The sequence below is a fragment of the Aeromonas sp. V90_14 genome (assembly GCF_029967615.1).
GTDB classification, from domain to species: Bacteria; Pseudomonadota; Gammaproteobacteria; order Enterobacterales; family Aeromonadaceae; genus Aeromonas; species Aeromonas hydrophila.
Genome location: NZ_JASCAS010000029.1, coordinates 1 through 16,037 on the forward strand (window position 1 = coordinate 1; position 16,037 = coordinate 16,037).

At 61.2% G+C, this 16,037-nt stretch carries 13 protein-coding genes and 1 tRNA gene; 3 read left to right on the forward strand and 11 right to left on the reverse strand.

Features of this window, described 5'->3' with window-relative positions; genetic code table 11:
• Nucleotides 1–58: 58 nt before the first annotated feature.
• The 7 genes from QLG02_RS10755 to pncC form a co-directional block, all read right to left on the reverse strand.
• A tRNA-Ser gene (locus tag QLG02_RS10755) sits at nucleotides 59–151 on the reverse strand.
• Between the two features lie 214 nt (nucleotides 152–365).
• Nucleotides 366–554, reverse strand: coding sequence for a carbon storage regulator CsrA (csrA, locus tag QLG02_RS10760; RefSeq protein WP_005305164.1), 189 nt, complete (start codon nucleotides 552–554; stop codon nucleotides 366–368).
• A 93-nt stretch (nucleotides 555–647) separates the two neighbouring features.
• Nucleotides 648–1,895: an aspartate kinase gene (locus QLG02_RS10765; protein WP_011707428.1), complete on the reverse strand. Its 1,248-nt coding sequence runs from the start codon at nucleotides 1,893–1,895 to the stop codon at nucleotides 648–650.
• A gap of 16 nt (nucleotides 1,896–1,911) precedes the next feature.
• The gene (alaS, locus tag QLG02_RS10770; protein WP_043127213.1) at nucleotides 1,912–4,536 is read right to left on the reverse strand and encodes an alanine--tRNA ligase; all 2,625 of its coding nucleotides are present in this window, start codon (nucleotides 4,534–4,536) and stop codon (nucleotides 1,912–1,914) included.
• A gap of 471 nt (nucleotides 4,537–5,007) precedes the next feature.
• A complete protein-coding gene (locus tag QLG02_RS10775) occupies nucleotides 5,008–5,508 on the reverse strand; it encodes a regulatory protein RecX (protein WP_017411244.1) in 501 nt (166 codons plus the stop codon).
• 41 nt (nucleotides 5,509–5,549) lie between these two features.
• Nucleotides 5,550–6,614, reverse strand: coding sequence for a recombinase RecA (gene recA, locus QLG02_RS10780; RefSeq protein ID WP_011707431.1), 1,065 nt, complete (start codon nucleotides 6,612–6,614; stop codon nucleotides 5,550–5,552).
• 79 nt (nucleotides 6,615–6,693) lie between these two features.
• The gene (pncC, locus tag QLG02_RS10785; RefSeq protein ID WP_016352049.1) at nucleotides 6,694–7,185 is read right to left on the reverse strand and encodes a nicotinamide-nucleotide amidase; all 492 of its coding nucleotides are present in this window, start codon (nucleotides 7,183–7,185) and stop codon (nucleotides 6,694–6,696) included.
• Between the two features lie 234 nt (nucleotides 7,186–7,419).
• On the opposite strand from pncC, the gene mutS reads away from it, so the two are divergent.
• Nucleotides 7,420–10,002, forward strand: coding sequence for a DNA mismatch repair protein MutS (gene mutS, locus QLG02_RS10790; protein WP_282465152.1), 2,583 nt, complete (start codon nucleotides 7,420–7,422; stop codon nucleotides 10,000–10,002).
• 93 nt (nucleotides 10,003–10,095) lie between these two features.
• Here the strand turns inward: mutS and QLG02_RS10795 are convergent, their stop codons facing one another.
• Nucleotides 10,096–11,694, reverse strand: coding sequence for a BCCT family transporter (locus QLG02_RS10795; protein WP_268030036.1), 1,599 nt, complete (start codon nucleotides 11,692–11,694; stop codon nucleotides 10,096–10,098).
• 9 nt (nucleotides 11,695–11,703) lie between these two features.
• Nucleotides 11,704–12,231, reverse strand: a complete 528-nt coding sequence (locus tag QLG02_RS10800) for a hypothetical protein (protein WP_011707435.1) — start codon at nucleotides 12,229–12,231, stop codon at nucleotides 11,704–11,706.
• Between the two features lie 163 nt (nucleotides 12,232–12,394).
• On the opposite strand from QLG02_RS10800, the gene QLG02_RS10805 reads away from it, so the two are divergent.
• Nucleotides 12,395–12,874, forward strand: coding sequence for a MarR family transcriptional regulator (locus QLG02_RS10805; RefSeq protein ID WP_011707436.1), 480 nt, complete (start codon nucleotides 12,395–12,397; stop codon nucleotides 12,872–12,874).
• A gap of 46 nt (nucleotides 12,875–12,920) precedes the next feature.
• Here the strand turns inward: QLG02_RS10805 and QLG02_RS10810 are convergent, their stop codons facing one another.
• Entirely contained in the window at nucleotides 12,921–13,502 is a 582-nt protein-coding gene (locus QLG02_RS10810) for a YjaG family protein (protein ID WP_282465153.1), read from the reverse strand.
• A 162-nt stretch (nucleotides 13,503–13,664) separates the two neighbouring features.
• Here QLG02_RS10810 and QLG02_RS10815 point away from each other — a divergent pair, with 162 nt between their 5' ends.
• Complete coding sequence (locus QLG02_RS10815; RefSeq protein ID WP_106551741.1) at nucleotides 13,665–14,609, forward strand: D-2-hydroxyacid dehydrogenase; 945 nt, start codon at nucleotides 13,665–13,667, stop codon at nucleotides 14,607–14,609.
• 66 nt (nucleotides 14,610–14,675) lie between these two features.
• Here the strand turns inward: QLG02_RS10815 and mepM are convergent, their stop codons facing one another.
• The gene (mepM, locus tag QLG02_RS10820) at nucleotides 14,676–16,013 is read right to left on the reverse strand and encodes a murein DD-endopeptidase MepM (RefSeq protein ID WP_016352056.1); all 1,338 of its coding nucleotides are present in this window, start codon (nucleotides 16,011–16,013) and stop codon (nucleotides 14,676–14,678) included.
• Nucleotides 16,014–16,037 lie beyond the last annotated feature (24 nt).

The window sequence follows — 16,037 nt, forward strand, 5'->3', positions numbered from 1 at the left end:
ACCTCTGACCACCTGGTTCGTAGCCAGGTACTCTATCCAGCTGAGCTACGGGCGCAAATGGCGGAGAAGGGGGGATTCGAACCCCCGATGCGGGTATAAGCCGCATACTCCCTTAGCAGGGGAGCGCCTTCAGCCTCTCGGCCACCTCTCCGTTTGCGGGGCTGATAATACTTCACAGGGATTTTTAGTCAAACACTTTTTTGGAGAAAAAAGCGCGTTCGCTCAGCATTTGGTCAAAGCGTGGAATATTCAAGCAATATCGACACTTATCCCGCTCTTTTGCTCCCTGCGACGCGATTTTCAGCACGCCAGAAAAACAAAAGGCGACACATGAGGTGTCGCCTTGTCACAGCCATTAACGCCGCTTAGAAGCCGGATTGGCCCGGAACTTTCTCGGCCTGGATGCGCTGGTAGATCTCTTCGCGGTGTACGGAGACCTCTTTCGGTGCGTTCACACCGATACGAACCTGATTGCCTTTTACGCCCAGTACGGTGACAGTCACTTCGTCACCAATCATCAGGGTTTCCCCTACACGACGAGTCAAAATAAGCATTCGCTTGCTCCTGTATCCTGTTTTGTATTTATATCGATATGCGACATTATCTTACAAAGATACCGATATGGTAAATGGTTGAAACTAAATCAATCAGGGATTGTTTCCCAAGGGCTGCTCATGAGGCTCCTGATCCAGCCCAAAAGCGGAGTGCAAGGCACGCACTGCCAGCTCCAGGTACTTCTCGTCAATCACCACGGATATCTTGATTTCAGAGGTGGAAATCAACTGCATGTTGATCCCCTCCTCGCCCAATACCTTGAACATGGTGCGGGCGACGCCAGGATGGTTCCACATCCCGACTCCGACGATGGAAACCTTGGCGATCTCACCGTTGCCCTGCACGCAGGCGGCCCCCAGCTCGCTGGCGGTCTCCTCCAGCAGGGCGCGCGCCCGGCGATAGTCATCGCGATTCACCGTGAAGGTGAAGTCGGCGGTCCCATCGCCTAGCGTGTTCTGCACTATCATGTCGACATCAATGTTGGCGTCGCTGATCGGATTCAGGATCTGCGCAGCCACGGTGGGCCTGTCCGGCACACCCAGAATGGTCAGGCTCGCCTCGTTGCGATTGAACGCTATCCCGGATACCAGGGGAGCTTCCATCCTCTCACCTCCATATGTGATTAAGGTTCCCTCTCCATCGACAAAGCTCGACAGCACCCGCAGCGGTACGCGGTACTTGCCCGCGAACTCCACCGAACGGATCTGCAGCACCTTGGCGCCGAGGCTGGCCATCTCCAGCATCTCCTCGAAGGTGATGGTATCGAGACGGCGCGCCTTGGGCTCGATCCGCGGATCCGTGGTATAGACCCCATCCACATCGGTAAAGATCTGGCATTCATCGGCCTTGATGGCCGCCGCCACGGCAACCGCCGTGGTATCAGAACCACCGCGGCCCAGCGTCGTGATGGCGTTATGCTCGTCACGGCCCTGGAAGCCGGCGATCACCACCACCTTGCCCGCGCCCAGTTCAGCCTGAACCTGCTCGGTGTCGATGTGGGTGATGCGCGCCTTGCCATAGGCGGAATCGGTATGAATGCGAACCTGATCGCCGGTCATTGAGACCGCAGGACAACCGCGTTTGTTCAACGCGATCGCCAGCAGCGCTATGGTGACCTGTTCACCGGTGGAGACCAGCACATCCATCTCGCGCCGGTTGGCATCAGGATCCAGCTGCTGGGCCATGCCCAGCAACCGGTTGGTTTCGCCCGACATGGCGGAGACCACCACCACCACGTCATGTCCCTGGGCGCGGGTCTGCTCGACCCGCTCAGCTACCGCCTCGATCCGCTCCAGCGTGCCGACCGAGGTGCCGCCGTACTTCTGTACATAGAGTGCCACAGATCACCTCGCCCGATTACAGGCGCTCTTCCAGCCAGGAGTGTACGGATTGCAGGGCTGCCGGCACTGCCTCTGGCTGGGTACCACCCGCCTGGGCCATGTCGGGACGACCGCCGCCCTTGCCACCCACCTGCTGGGCGACCAGATTGACCAGCTCACCGGCCTTGACCTTGCCGGTCAGGTCGTTGGTGACGCCCGCGATCAGGTTGACCTTGCCCTCGCCACTGGTGGCCAGCAGCACGACACCGGACTTCATCTGGTTCTTCAGTTCGTCCAGCATGCCGCGCAGGGATTTCGGATCGGCCCCTTCCAGCGCTGCAACCAGCACCTTCTGACCCTTGATCTCGATGACCTGACCCAGCAGGTCGTTACCGGCCTGAGCGGCCAGCTTGGCCTTGAGCTGCTCCAGCTCGCGCTCCATCATCTTGGCCTTGTCCAGTACCTGACGTACCTTGTCGGCGATGCAGAACTGGTCGCCTTTCACCAGGGCGGCAGCTTCTTCGATCTGCTCGCCAACCTGATGCATGAAGTCGATGGCGGCCTTGCCGGTCACCGCTTCGATACGGCGCACACCGGCGGCGATGCCGCTCTCGGCGATGATCTTGAAGAAGCCGATATCACCGGTACGCTTGGCGTGAGTACCGCCGCACAGCTCGGTGGAGTAGTCGCCCATGCGCACCACGCGCACGTCGTCTTCGTATTTCTCGCCAAACAGCGCCATGGCGCCGGCGGACTTGGCGGCTTCCAGGTCCATCAGCTGGGTAGTGATTTCGTGGTTGGCGCGGATCTGGTTGTTGACCAGCTCCTCGACCCGGCGAATGGTCGCCATGGTCATCCCCTCGAAGTGGGAGAAGTCAAAGCGCATGCGCTCGGCGCCCACCAGAGAGCCTTTCTGGGTCACGTGCTCACCCAGCGCCTGACGCAGGGCAGCGTGCAGCAGGTGGGTCACGGAGTGGTTCAGGGCGATGGCCTGGCGACGCTCGCCATCGACCACGGCTTCGACCTCGGCCCCTTTCTCCAGGGTGCCCAGCTCCATATAGCCCTTGTGGATGATCGCCTTGCCCGCTTTGACGGTATCGGTCACGGCAAAGATGCCGTCGTCCACTTTCAGGGTACCGCTGTCGCCGATCTGGCCGCCGGACTCGGCGTAGAAGGGGGTCTGCTCCAGCACGATGACAGCTTCGTCACCAGCGATAAGACCGCTCACCTCGTCCACGCCCTTGTAGATGCCGACCACACGGGTGCGCTCGGTCAGGGTCTTGTAACCGGTGAAGGGGGTCTCGAAGTCGAGCTTGAGCATCTCGTTGTAGTTCACGCCGAAGCTGGAAGCCTCTTTGGCACGAGCACGCTGCTTCTCCATCTCGGCCTTGAAGCCCTCTTCGTCGATGCCGATCTCGCGCTCGCGCACCACGTCGGCCGTCAGGTCGGCCGGGAAGCCGTAAGTGTCATACAGCTTGAACACCACCTCGCCCGGAATGACCTTGGCATCGCCGAGATTGGCCAGCACGTCTTCCAGCAACAGCAGGCCTCTGTCCAGAGTACGCACAAACTGCTCTTCCTCGATGCGCAGCACGCGCTCGACCAGCGGCAGCTGGGCAATCAGCTCGGCGGCGACATCCTTCATCTGTGCCGCCAGCTCGGCAGCCAGTTTGTAGAAGAACACCTCGGTGGCACCCAGCTTGCGACCGTGACGCACGGCGCGGCGGATGATGCGACGCAGCACGTAGCCGCGACCTTCGTTGGACGGCATCACGCCATCTGCCACCAGGAAGGCGCAGGAGCGGATGTGGTCCGCGATGACGCGCAGGGACTGGTTGCTCAGATCGGTGGTGCCGACAATCTCGGCCGCTTTCTTGATCAACGCCTGGAAGATGTCGATTTCGTAGTTGGAGTGCACACCCTGCATGATGGCGGAGATACGCTCCAGACCCATGCCGGTATCCACGGACGGACGCGGCAGCGGCTCCATGGTGCCGTCAGCCTGACGGTTGAACTGCATGAACACCACGTTCCAGATCTCGATGAAACGGTCGCCATCCTCTTCCGGTGAGCCGGGACGGCCACCCCAGATATGATCGCCGTGGTCGTAGAAGATCTCGGTGCAGGGACCGCACGGACCGGTATCGCCCATCGCCCAGAAGTTGTCGGAAGCGTACGGTGCGCCCTTGTTGTCACCGATGCGCACGATGCGATCGGCCGGCACACCGACCTCTTTTTCCCAGATGTCGAAAGCTTCATCGTCAGTCGCGTAGACGGTCACCAGCAGGCGCTCTTTCGGCAGCTGCAGCACCTCGGTCAGGAAGCCCCATGCAAACTTGATGGCATCCTGCTTGAAGTAGTCGCCGAAGCTGAAGTTGCCCAGCATTTCGAAGAAGGTGTGGTGACGAGCGGTATAGCCGACGTTTTCCAGATCGTTGTGCTTACCACCGGCACGCACGCAACGCTGGGAAGTCGTCGCGCGATTGTAGGCACGCTTGTCTGCGCCAAGGAACACGTCCTTGAACTGGTTCATACCCGCGTTGGTAAACAACAGGGTCGGGTCGTTATGCGGTACCAGCGAGCTGGAGGAGACAACCTGGTGCCCCTGGGAACGGAAATACTCGAGAAACGCGGCGCGAATCTCTGACGTGGACATATACATGGAAAATCCTGCTTGATTCGAATACGGACTTTTAACCGCATTAATGTAAGTTTTCTGCGGGGTAAAGTAAAACGGACAGGGCCGCCACGGGTGAAAAAGCGCGCATAAATGGGAGCTGGGAGAAAAGGGAGGCAAACCGGGGCGTTTTCAGCCATGGTTCTGGCCGATGGCAGCGGAAAATCGGCCTGCTGCCGAGGAGCCTCTCACCGCGTCTACCACCAGGATGCAAGTTGCTGAATCCACAGACACCAGCGGCAAAGGACATGCAATCATGTCCATGGTGGCGACGGGAAAGACGATACGGACAACCCGAGCAAAAGACATCCTGTGAAATGCAGAACTGCGCCATGACAATCTTGGCTGCTGGGTGTTTGGTATTTGGTGTTGGGGCTAGGTAGCAAGCGCGCCACCATCAGCCCTGCAGGCCATCAACAGGCTGCGACGGCTTGCAGAAGAGCAGAAACGGAGTGGTTACAGCTCGCGCTCCTGCAAGGCGCTCAACGCATAGCGTCCTTGCTCCTGGGTAAAGCCGCGCCCCAGCAGGTATTTGAGCCACTTCATCCGCAGCTTGAAATCGGCAAGGTCGGCCACGTTGGCTCGCCGCTCCAACAGTGCCAAGGCCAGTTCAAACCAGTCCAGCTCCGGCTGCTCGAAGGCGGCGTCAATCTGGTTGTCATCCAGCCCCTTGCGGCGCAGCTCGAAACGGATCTTGATGGGACCGTGCCCCTTGGCCGCCCCGGCTCTTACCGCCATGGCGCCATAACGCTCGTCGTTGACCCAGTTATAACCCCGGCAATAATCGACGACCGCCTCGATCACCTCTTCCTGATAGCCCTGCTGGCGCAGGCGTCTGGCCAGCTCGGACTCGGCGCTTTCGCGGCGAGCAAGACTGCGCATGGCAAAGGCGCGGGCCGCCGCCAGTTGCTCTTCAAAAGTGAGTTCGACCGGTTTGTCAGCAGATTCATCAACCATAAATAACAAGGCCGGGTATCAACCCGGCCTTCCTTTGTTCCTTATTCGAACTCTTGTTCGCTTTCGGCATCGAACTCTTCTGCCTCAACCGGTGCAGCCTTGTCATCGACAGGTACGGCACCGGAGAGCAGCAGCTCGCGCAGGCGGGCTTCCACTTCGCCAGCCATCGCCTTGTTCTCGGCGAACAGCTTCATGACGTTGGCCTTGCCCTGACCGATCTTCTCGCCGTTGTAGCTGTACCAGGCACCGGCCTTGTCGATCAGCTTGTGCTTGACGCCCAGATCCACCAGCTCACCCTCTTTGGAAATGCCGGCACCGTAGAAAATCTGGAACTCGGCCTGCTTGAAGGGCGGGGCCACCTTGTTCTTGACCACTTTGACGCGGGTCTCGTTACCGACCACTTCGTCACCTTCCTTGATGGCGCCGATACGACGGATATCCAGACGCACGGAGGCGTAGAACTTGAGCGCGTTACCACCCGTGGTGGTCTCCGGGCTGCCGAACATGACGCCGATCTTCATCCGGATCTGGTTGATGAAGATGCACAGGCAGTTGGCATTCTTGATGTTGGCGGTCAGTTTGCGCAGGGCCTGGGACATCAGACGGGCCTGCAGGCCGACGTGGGAATCACCCATCTCGCCTTCGATTTCCGCTTTCGGGGTCAGGGCCGCCACGGAGTCGACGATGATGACGTCAACGGCGTTGGAGCGCACCAGCATGTCGCAGATTTCCAGCGCCTGCTCACCGGTATCCGGCTGGGAGATCAGCAGGTCGTCGACGTTGACGCCCAGCTTGGCGGCATAGATGGGATCCAGCGCGTGCTCCGCATCGACGAAGGCACAGGTCTTGCCCTTCTTCTGCGCTTCGGCGATCACCTGCAGGGTCAGCGTGGTTTTACCGGAAGATTCCGGGCCATAGATCTCGACGATACGACCGCACGGCAGGCCACCGATGCCCAGTGCCACGTCCAGGGAGAGGGAGCCGGTGGAGATGGCTTCGATGTCCATGGTCTTGCTGTCGCCCAGACGCATGATGGAGCCTTTGCCAAACTGCTTTTCGATCTGACCCAGCGCAGCCGCCAGTGCCTTCTGTTTGTTCTGATCCATGCCAATCTCCGCTGGAAATCGTGAGTAAAAATGAAGTTGGGCTAAGTATACTGTCTATTCATACAGTATCAAGCCCAATTTATCTGAGCAGGGCCAACAGACCCGACAAGGCCTGTCTCACCGCCTGCTGGCGCACCTGCCGGCGATCCCCGTCGAAACGGGCCAGCAGGGAATGATGACGGCCGGAGCGGTCCGCCCAGGCGAACCAGACGGTGCCGACCGGTTTGCCCGGTGTTGCGCCGCCAGGGCCTGCGATGCCGCTGATGGCGACACTGATGGCGGCAGAGGAGTGCGCCAGCGCACCACGGGCCATCTCCAGCACCACGGCTTCGCTCACCGCGCCGTGTTGCTCAAGGCTCTCGCCACTCACCCCCAGCATCTGCTGCTTGGCTTCGTTGGTGTAGGTGACAAAACCGCGATCAAACCACCCTGAGCTGCCCGCGATGTCGGTGATGGCCGTCGCCACCCCGCCACCGGTGCAGGATTCGGCGGTTGCCGCCAGCCAACCGCGCTGACCGAGGGCCTTACCCAGCTCGATGGCGAGGTGCTCTATCTCTGCATCCAGTTTCATCACGGCTCCTGCTGCGTCGTTGAAGAGGCACATTATGCGATCCCGTCACTGCCGCCCGCAACCGCCGGGCAGACCCCCACCGGCATCGATGTGCAGCACCAAGACCCGCTCAGCTAGAGACAACCCCGGAACCCGACCTCCCCCGCCGCCCTGCTTATGTGTAGAATGGCGCCATCAAGTTCAAGGCTCATCACCGCAGACACTGGCCCGCAGAGGCCCCTTCTGGAATCGCACATGACCGCACAACACCAAGCTACCGGCACCGCGCCAGGCGCCAATCTCAGCGCCCACACGCCCATGATGCAGCAGTATCTGACCCTCAAGGCCGAGAACCCGGAGATCCTGCTGTTCTATCGGATGGGCGACTTCTACGAGCTGTTCTATGACGATGCCCGCAAGGCCTCCCAGCTGCTCGACATCTCCCTGACCAAGCGCGGCCAGTCGGCCGGCAGCCCCATCCCGATGGCGGGCGTTCCCTATCACGCCATCGAGGGTTATCTGGCCAAGCTGGTGCAGCTCGGCGAGTCGGCCGCCATCTGCGAGCAGGTAGGGGATCCTGCCACCAGCAAGGGGCCGGTGGAGCGCAAGGTGATCCGCATCATCACCCCGGGCACCGTCTCCGACGAGGCGCTGCTCAGCGAGCGACAGGACAACCTGATCGCCGCCGTCTATCACGATGGTCGCCGCTTCGGCTACGGCACCATGGACATCGGCTCCGGCCGCTTCTTCATCAACCAGTTCGAGAAAGAAGAGACCCTGCTGACGGAGCTGCAGCGCACCAATCCGGCGGAGCTGCTCTACCCCGAATCCTTCGCCTTCCTGCACCATGTCGAGGGGCGCCGCGGTCTGCGCCGCCGTCCGGAGTGGGAGTTCGAGCTCGGCACCGCCCGCAAGCTCTTGTGCCAGCAGTTCGGCACTCAGGATCTGGTGGGCTTCGGCGTCGAGCAGAGCGAGACCGCCCTGTGCGCCGCCGGCTGCCTGATGCAATACGTGAAAGACACCCAGCGCACCGCCCTGCCCCACATTCGCAGCGTGCGCCTTGAGCAGCCCGATCATGCGGTCATCATGGATGCGGCCACCCGCCGCAATCTGGAGCTGACCCAGAATCTGGCCGGTGGCCACGACAACACCCTCTCCGCCGTACTGGACTGCACCGCCACCCCGATGGGCAGCCGCTTGCTCAAGCGCTGGATCCACCAGCCGATCCGCGACCGGGTGATCCTCAAAGGTCGCCAGAGCACCATCAAGGAGCTCATCGAGCAGAACCTCTATGACGAGCTGGGCGGCTTGCTGCGCCAGGTCGGCGACGTGGAGCGGGTGCTGGCGCGCCTGGCTCTGCGCTCGGCCCGCCCGCGCGACCTCACCCGCCTGCGGCAGGCCTTCGCCCAATTGCCCGAATTGCAGCGCCTGCTGGCGGAGAGCGAACACGAGGCGGTGCAGCAGCTGCGCGAACGCGCCAGCACCTTCCCCGAGCTGCTCGACCTGCTGGAGCGCGCCGTGATGGAGGTGCCGCCTGTGCTGATCCGCGATGGCGGCGTCATCCGCGACGGCTTCAACCAGGAGCTGGACGAGCTGCGGGATCTGGCCAACGGCGCCACCGCCAGCCTGGCCCGCATCGAGGAGCGCGAGCGGCTGCTGACCGGCATCAACACCCTCAAGGTGGGCTACAACAAGGTGCACGGCTTCTACATCGAGGTGAGCCGTGCCAACAGCCACCTGGTGCCGGCCCACTATATCCGCCGTCAGACCCTCAAGAACAACGAACGCTACATCATCGACGAGCTTAAAAAGTACGAGGACAAGGTGCTCACCGCCCAGGCCCAGGCGCTGGCGCTGGAAAAACGCCTCTACGAAGAGCTGCTCGATGCCCTGCTGCCGCATCTGGGCGATCTACAGGAGTCTGCCGCAGCACTGGCGGAACTGGACGTGCTGGCCAACCTGGCGGAGCGGGCCGAGACCTTGGACTACCGCTGCCCGACGCTCATCGATGAGGATCAGATCATCATCGAGGCGGGCCGCCATCCGGTGGTGGAGCAGGTGATGACCGACCCCTTCATCGCCAACCCCATCCGGCTGGAGCGGGAGCGGCGGATGCTGATTATCACCGGCCCCAACATGGGCGGTAAATCCACCTACATGCGCCAGACCGCGCTGATCGTGCTGCTGGCCCACATCGGTGCCTTCGTGCCGGCCGACAGCGCCCGCATCGGCCCCATCGACCGCATCTTCACCCGCATCGGGGCGTCGGACGATCTCGCCTCCGGCCGTTCCACCTTTATGGTGGAGATGACCGAGACCGCCAACATCCTCAACAACGCCACCGCCCGCAGCCTGGTGCTGATGGACGAGATAGGTCGCGGCACCAGCACCTATGACGGCCTCTCGCTGGCGTGGGCCTGCGCCGAACAGCTGGCGAGCAAGATCGGCGCCTACACCCTGTTCGCCACCCACTACTTCGAGCTGACCCGCCTGCCGGAGCTGATGGACGGGCTGGCCAACGTCCACCTCGATGCGGTAGAGCACGGCGACACCATCGCCTTTATGCACGCGGTGCAGGAAGGGGCGGCCAGCCGCTCCTACGGTCTGCAAGTGGCGGCACTGGCAGGGGTACCGAAATCGGTGATCCAGCAGGCCCGCCACAAACTGCATGAGCTGGAGGGTGCCACCCCGGTCGCAGCCGGTGAAAGCCGTCCGGCCCCGGTGGCCATGGCACCCCAGAGCCATCCGGTAGTCGATGAGCTGGAAGCGGTGCGCCCGGACGAGCTCACCCCGCGGCAGGCGCTGGATCTGCTCTATCGCCTCAAACAGATGCTGTGACCAGCGACAGCTGATCAGTCATGAAAAAGGGGAACCGCGAGGTTCCCCTTTTGTTTGGCTGCTTGATGGCACCCTGAATAGGATAAAGCCAGGTCAGGCCGGCCCGATCCGCTCCAGCAGGCTCATGTGGGTTGAACCATCGTGACGCTTGAGCTTTTGCCGGTATTCGAACTGGTGCTGGCTCTCCTGCTTGAGCCCCAGCATCAGCGAGTAGCACATGGCCAGCATGATTACCGAGAAGGGCAGCGCCGCTATGATGCTGGCGGCTTGCAGGGCGGCCAGCCCGCCGGAGACCAGCAGGATGGCGGCCACCAGCCCCTGACCCAGCCCCCAGATGGCGCGGTGCAGCACGGGAGGATCCTGATCGCCGATGGAGAGCAGGGTCGTAATCACCAGGGTACCCGAGTCACTGGAGGTGATGAAGTAGGTACAGATCAGCAGGGTCAGCACCCCCTTGGCGATCCAGCCGAAGGTCTCCCAGTGCAGCAGTTCCACCGTCTGGTAGAGCGCCAGGGTCACGTCCTGATTGACCGCGGCCACCACGCCACCAACACCGAACAGCTCCAGATTCATGGCGGTACCGCCGAACACGGTGAGCCAGAACATGCCGAGCAGCGAGGGCACCAGCAGCACGCCGAGCACGAATTCACGGATGGTACGCCCCTTGGAGATGCGGGCGATGAACATGCCGACAAACGGCGCCCACGCAATCCACCAGCCCCAGTAGAAGGCGGTCCAGCTCGACTGCCAGGCCGAGGTGCCGTTGGCCTCGGTATTGGTCCAGAAGCTCAGCTTGACGATGTTTTGCAGGTAGTCACCGATGTTCTGCACATAGGCGTTGAGGATGTAGGTGGTCGGCCCCAGCACCAGGAAGAGACCCAGCACGAACACGCTCAGCCAGATATTGAGCTCGGAGAGCAGCTTGACCCCCCGTCCGACCCCGGAAACCGCCGACAGGGTGGCGATCAGGCTGATGCCGCCGATGAGCCAGAGCTGGTTTGCTTGCGATACCTCCATGCCGAACATCTGGTTGAGACCTGTGTTCATCTGGGAGACCCCCAGGCCAAGGGAGGTGGCCACCCCGAACACGGTGCCGAACACCGCCAGCACGTCGGCGGCGTGGCCCCAGAAGCCGTAGATGCGATCGCCGAGCAGCGGATAGAGCACGGAGCGGATAGCCAGCGGCAGCTTGCGCCGATAGCTGAAGAAGGCGAGCGACAGGCCGACGATCACGTAGATGGCCCAGGGATGCAGGCCCCAATGGAAGAAGGTGAGGCGCATGGCGATCTGGGCCGCTTCCGGAGTCATCCCTTCGGTGATGAAGGGGTTGCCCTGCAGGTGGTTCATCGGCTCAGCGATGCTCCAGAACACCAGGCCTATGCCCATGCCGGCACTGAACAGCATGGCAAACCAGGCGAAGTAGCCGAACTCCGGTACCTGGTCGTCGTCACCCAGCCGGATGCTGCCAAAGCGGCTGAACATCAGGTAGACAGCGAAGAACAGGAACAGGGCGACCACCAGAATGTAGTACCACTTAAACCCGGCAATGATCTGATCCTTGGCGCCGACAAACCAGCTGGCGGCGGTTTCGGGGACGAACACCCCGAACAGCAGGAACAGGGTGATGACGGTGAGCGCCGTCATGGCCATGGTCGGGTTGAGGCCTTTGAATAGCCCTTTGCTTGCTCTCATCTGGCCTCCTTAGTCGTTGTTGAAAAAGTCTTCACCCACGTGATCGCCGGCACCGCCGATGGCGCGGTAGACCAGCTTGCCGGCCGTCTGCACCCGGTGGTCCACCAGGCTGACCGAAGGCTGGCCATTCACCGCATGACGCTTGCCGAGGAAGATGGCCATGGGCACGCCCAGATTGGAAATGCCGCTGGTGATCCAGAGCCGGTTGAAGTCGTAGGAGCCGCCGATGAACTCCAGCTGGGCCAGACCGGTATCAAGCCCGGTCAGATAGAAGTTCATCGCGCTCTCGTCCGGGAAGAGGTGCACCAGCACATAGGCGTAACGTAATTCATTCACCAACTCCTTTAGGTTGAAAGAACCAGTCTCGCTACAGGAGAGAGGCAGCTCACCATCGTAGTGGTGCACCTTGAGGTTGTTGGGGTCTTCATCATAGGCAGGCTGGTAACGCACGAAAGCCGAGGTATCAGGCAGTTCATAACGCACTCTGACCACCCGAAGGTCGGCCGCCAGCGACTTGATGTCCAGTTCGTCACTCATCATCTTGCTCCTCAAAGGTCGGGTCAAAATTCGGAAAATGCCCGCTAACCTAACACAAAAATAATTAGAGCAGAAATCATTACAGTAAAAACCATATTGACCTTGTGACGAATTAGGCGGAGAATTTTGCGCCTCTCAACAGCCCCTCGACGATTCGTTCCCCATGGAAAAACATGATGAAGTGCTGGTCGCCCTGCGCCAGATAATTCGTGCCATCGACATGCACTCCAAGCGCTTGATCAAGGAGGCCGGCCTGACCTCGCCCCAGCTCTTGCTGCTCAAGGGGATCGACGAGCTGGGCCAGATCTCCATGCGCCAGCTGGCGGATCACACCAACATGAGCCAGGCCACCGCCACCACCATCATGGACCGCCTCGAGAGCCGCCAGCTGGTGCAGCGCATCCGCAGCGAAACCGACAAGCGCAAGGTGCATGCGACGCTGACTGACGCAGGCCGCGCCCTGCTGGCCCAGGCGCCCACCCCGCTGCAGGAGCGCTTCATCCAGCGCTTTCAGGCACTTGAGGTCTGGGAACAGACCCTGTTGCTCTCTTCCCTGCAGCGCATCTCGGCCATGATGAATGCTGACGAGATAGACGCGGCCCCGGTGCTGAGCGTCCGGCCCCTCACCGAGGAGCGGGCATAAAAAAGCTCCCGAACGGGAGCTTTTTTTATGGGCCGGGGGAGTGTGATCACTCTTCCAGGCTGATGCCGATATTGGAGACGCCATCCTGGGCCGCAAAGGTGCGGATCGCCAGAATAAGGTCGCTGTCGCGCTCATGGGCAACCCGCTTGAGCAGCTCGACCTGGAACTCCAGCTCGGCTTCCATGTATTCGTGCTCGTAGAGCTCCTCGTCGGTGAGGTCGCGCTCTTCCAGCATCTCGATGAAACCGGCCACGGTACCGACCGACGCATGGCTGGCATCGTTGGCCTCTTCACCCACCCGGCAGATCACCGAGTTGTAGGCACAGCCCAGCGCCACGCAGGCATCCAGCGCCGGATAGGCACCGTAGGACTCGAATTTGCCAGGCTCGGGAATATAGACTTCAAACGCCTCCAGGATCGCCCCCAGATTGACGCGGGAACCCTTCACCGTCAGGTAATTCCACATCTGATCCAGGGCGTGGCGAAATGCCTTCGCATCCCCGAAACCGGAGGCCTGGGAAAACAGCGCATAGTTGGGGTACATGCGCTCTGCCAGCGCCAGGGTGTAGACGGTCTGTTGCCAAGGCTGTAGCTCGGCCAGTCGCTTATAAAACTTGTCACCAAACACTGGAGTCGGATCCTTTGCAAAATGTGGGGCAGATTGTAGCCCACGAGGGGCCGCGCGAAAACGAAAAAGCGGCCTGGTCGGCTATGTTGGCCGGTCAACTCGGGTAAGATGAGGACAGAGCGGCCTCTCTCCCGCGCCGCAAATCTGATAAGGAACAAGAGTATGAGTCAACGTACCCTTCTTTTGCTCAGCCAGGACAATGCTCACTACGAGCGCCTGCTCAAGGCGGCCCACCTCCCCCATTTGCGCATTCTGCGGGCCGACAACCAGGGCGAGGCCGAAAAATTGATCGGCGAAGCCCACATCCTGATGGCAGAACCGGCGCGGGCCAAACCGCTGCTGGCCAAGGCCGGCAAGCTCAGCTGGCTGCAGTCCACCTACGCCGGAGTCGACGTGCTGCTGGATGCCAGCTGCCGCCGCGACTATCAGCTCACCAACGTGCGCGGCATCTTCGGTCCGCTGATGAGCGAATACGTGTTTGGCCATCTCCTCAGCCTGATGCGCCAGCTGCCGCTCTATCGGGAGCAACAGAAGCAACGGCTGTGGCAAAGCCACCCCTATCACGGCCTCAAGGGACGCACCTTACTCATCTTGGGCACCGGCAGCATAGGCCAACACATAGCCCACACCGGCAAGCACTTCGGCATGAAGGTGCTTGGCATCAGCCGCAGCGGCCGCGAGCGGGCCGGCTTCGATCAGGTGTATCAGCTGCCGGCCCTCAACAAGGTGCTGGCACAGGCCGATGTCATCGTCAGCGTCCTGCCCGCCACCCGCGAGACGCATCACCTCTTCACCGCTCCCCGTTTCGAACACTGCAAAGCAGGTGCCATCCTGTTCAACGTGGGGCGCGGCAACGCCATCCACGAGGGTGACCTGCTCACGGCGCTGCGCACCGGCAAGCTGGGCATGGCGGTGCTGGACGTGTTCACACAGGAGCCGCTGCCCGCCGACAGCCCGCTCTGGGGCCAGCCCAATCTCATCATCACGCCGCACAACAGCGCCTACAGCTTCCCCGAGGATGTGGCCCAGATCTTCGTGCGCAACTACATCCGCTTCATCGACGGCCAGCCGCTGGACGGCAAGATAGACTTCGACAAGGGCTATTGATGGCCATCAGCCAATAAAAAGGCCCCACCAGAGTGGCGGGGCCTTTTTATTTCGGCGACAGAGGCATCAACCGGCCTCCATCTCCTTGCGATAGCTCTTCACCTTGGCGAGGAACTGGCGCTTCTCCTTGCCGGAGAGCGGTTCCGCCATCGGCAGCTTGACCTTCATGGCATCGACCGGACGGTTGTTGATCCGCACCTCGTAGTGCAGGTGGGCACCGGTGGAACGACCGGTGTTGCCGGAGAGCGCAATCTTGTCACCCATCTTCACCTTCTGGCCCGGCTTGACCAGCAGCTTGCTCAGGTGCAGGTAGCGGGTCATCAGGGTACGACCGTGCTTGATCACCACATAGGTGCCGGCCAGCGGGTGGCTGGTCGCCTTCAGCACGACACCGTCACCGGTTGCCATCACGGGGGTGCCGACCGGCAGGGCAAAGTCGGTGCCCTCATGGGGGCGTACCTGGCCGGTGATCGGGTGACGGCGGTTCGGGTTGAAGCTGGAGCTGACCCGGTAGCGGCTGTGGGTCGGATAACGGCGGAAGCCGCGCTCCAGGCTGTTGCCCTGGCCATCGTAGTAGTTGCCATCTTCAGACAACCAGGCAGACACGCTCTGGCCCTGGCTGAACACTTCCACCCCCAGCAGCTGGGTATTGCCGGTGCTCTTGCCCTCGACCGTCTCCTGGCGCACCAGCACCTTGAACTTGTCACCCTTTTTCAGATCCTTGGCGAAGTTGAGCCGCCACTGGAACAGGTTGGCAATCTTCTGGATGTGGTTGGCCGGGATCCCCGCATTGCGGGCACTGACGTAAAAACTGCCGTTGATGACCCCGTCATACCCCTTCTTCTGCCACTCCACCTCTTCGTTGAGCATGTTGGCGCTGTAGGTGTCATCGGTGCGTTCCAGGATCAGGGTCTGCTTGATATTCAGACGAATCTTCATCTGCTGCAGTATGTTGTCCTGATCGATCAGCAGCTCGATGGTTTGGCCGGGCTTGAGACGTGCCAGATTGTTCTTGGTATCGGCATCCAGCACCTTGTAGAGGGTGGTGGTGGAGAGACCCAGGTTGTTGAAGATGGTGGTCAGGTTTTCGCCGTTTCGTACCCGATAATCCTGCCACTGGGGGGTGGCATCGGTCGGGATGTCATCTTCCGGGGTCGCGGCTTCCACCAGCTCGTGATCCGGGATGTCGTTGAAGTCCGTATTGTCTTCGTTGGTTGCGGTGCCGTTGGTGGCGATCGGCAACTCCAGACGCAATGGCCGCTCCAGGATGTCACCCGGCGCTGGCAATATGGCTACCGCTGACAGCGTCATCGCGGTCAGCAATAGCATGGCGTAAAAGTGTTTGCGGGGAACCGGGGGTTCCCAATTGGCAGCCTGCGCTACCAAGGGACGGAGACGTTTCATCCGCTATCCTGTCATTAGATCTAA

Bases quoted from the DNA above. Each gene is read 5' to 3' on its own strand.
- csrA (WP_005305164.1), bottom strand. From the start codon at position 554: ATGCTTATTTTGACTCGTCGTGTAGGGGAAACCCTGATGATTGGTGAC.
- alaS (WP_043127213.1), bottom strand. From the start codon at position 4,536: ATGTATATGTCCACGTCAGAGATTCGCGCCGCGTTTCTCGAGTATTTC.
- QLG02_RS10775 (WP_017411244.1), bottom strand. From the start codon at position 5,508: ATGGTTGATGAATCTGCTGACAAACCGGTCGAACTCACTTTTGAAGAG.
- recA (WP_011707431.1), bottom strand. From the start codon at position 6,614: ATGGATCAGAACAAACAGAAGGCACTGGCGGCTGCGCTGGGTCAGATC.
- pncC (WP_016352049.1), bottom strand. From the start codon at position 7,185: ATGAAACTGGATGCAGAGATAGAGCACCTCGCCATCGAGCTGGGTAAG.
- mutS (WP_282465152.1), top strand. From the start codon at position 7,420: ATGACCGCACAACACCAAGCTACCGGCACCGCGCCAGGCGCCAATCTC.
- QLG02_RS10795 (WP_268030036.1), bottom strand. From the start codon at position 11,694: ATGAGAGCAAGCAAAGGGCTATTCAAAGGCCTCAACCCGACCATGGCC.
- QLG02_RS10800 (WP_011707435.1), bottom strand. From the start codon at position 12,231: ATGAGTGACGAACTGGACATCAAGTCGCTGGCGGCCGACCTTCGGGTG.
- QLG02_RS10805 (WP_011707436.1), top strand. From the start codon at position 12,395: ATGGAAAAACATGATGAAGTGCTGGTCGCCCTGCGCCAGATAATTCGT.
- QLG02_RS10815 (WP_106551741.1), top strand. From the start codon at position 13,665: ATGAGTCAACGTACCCTTCTTTTGCTCAGCCAGGACAATGCTCACTAC.
- mepM (WP_016352056.1), bottom strand. From the start codon at position 16,013: ATGAAACGTCTCCGTCCCTTGGTAGCGCAGGCTGCCAATTGGGAACCC.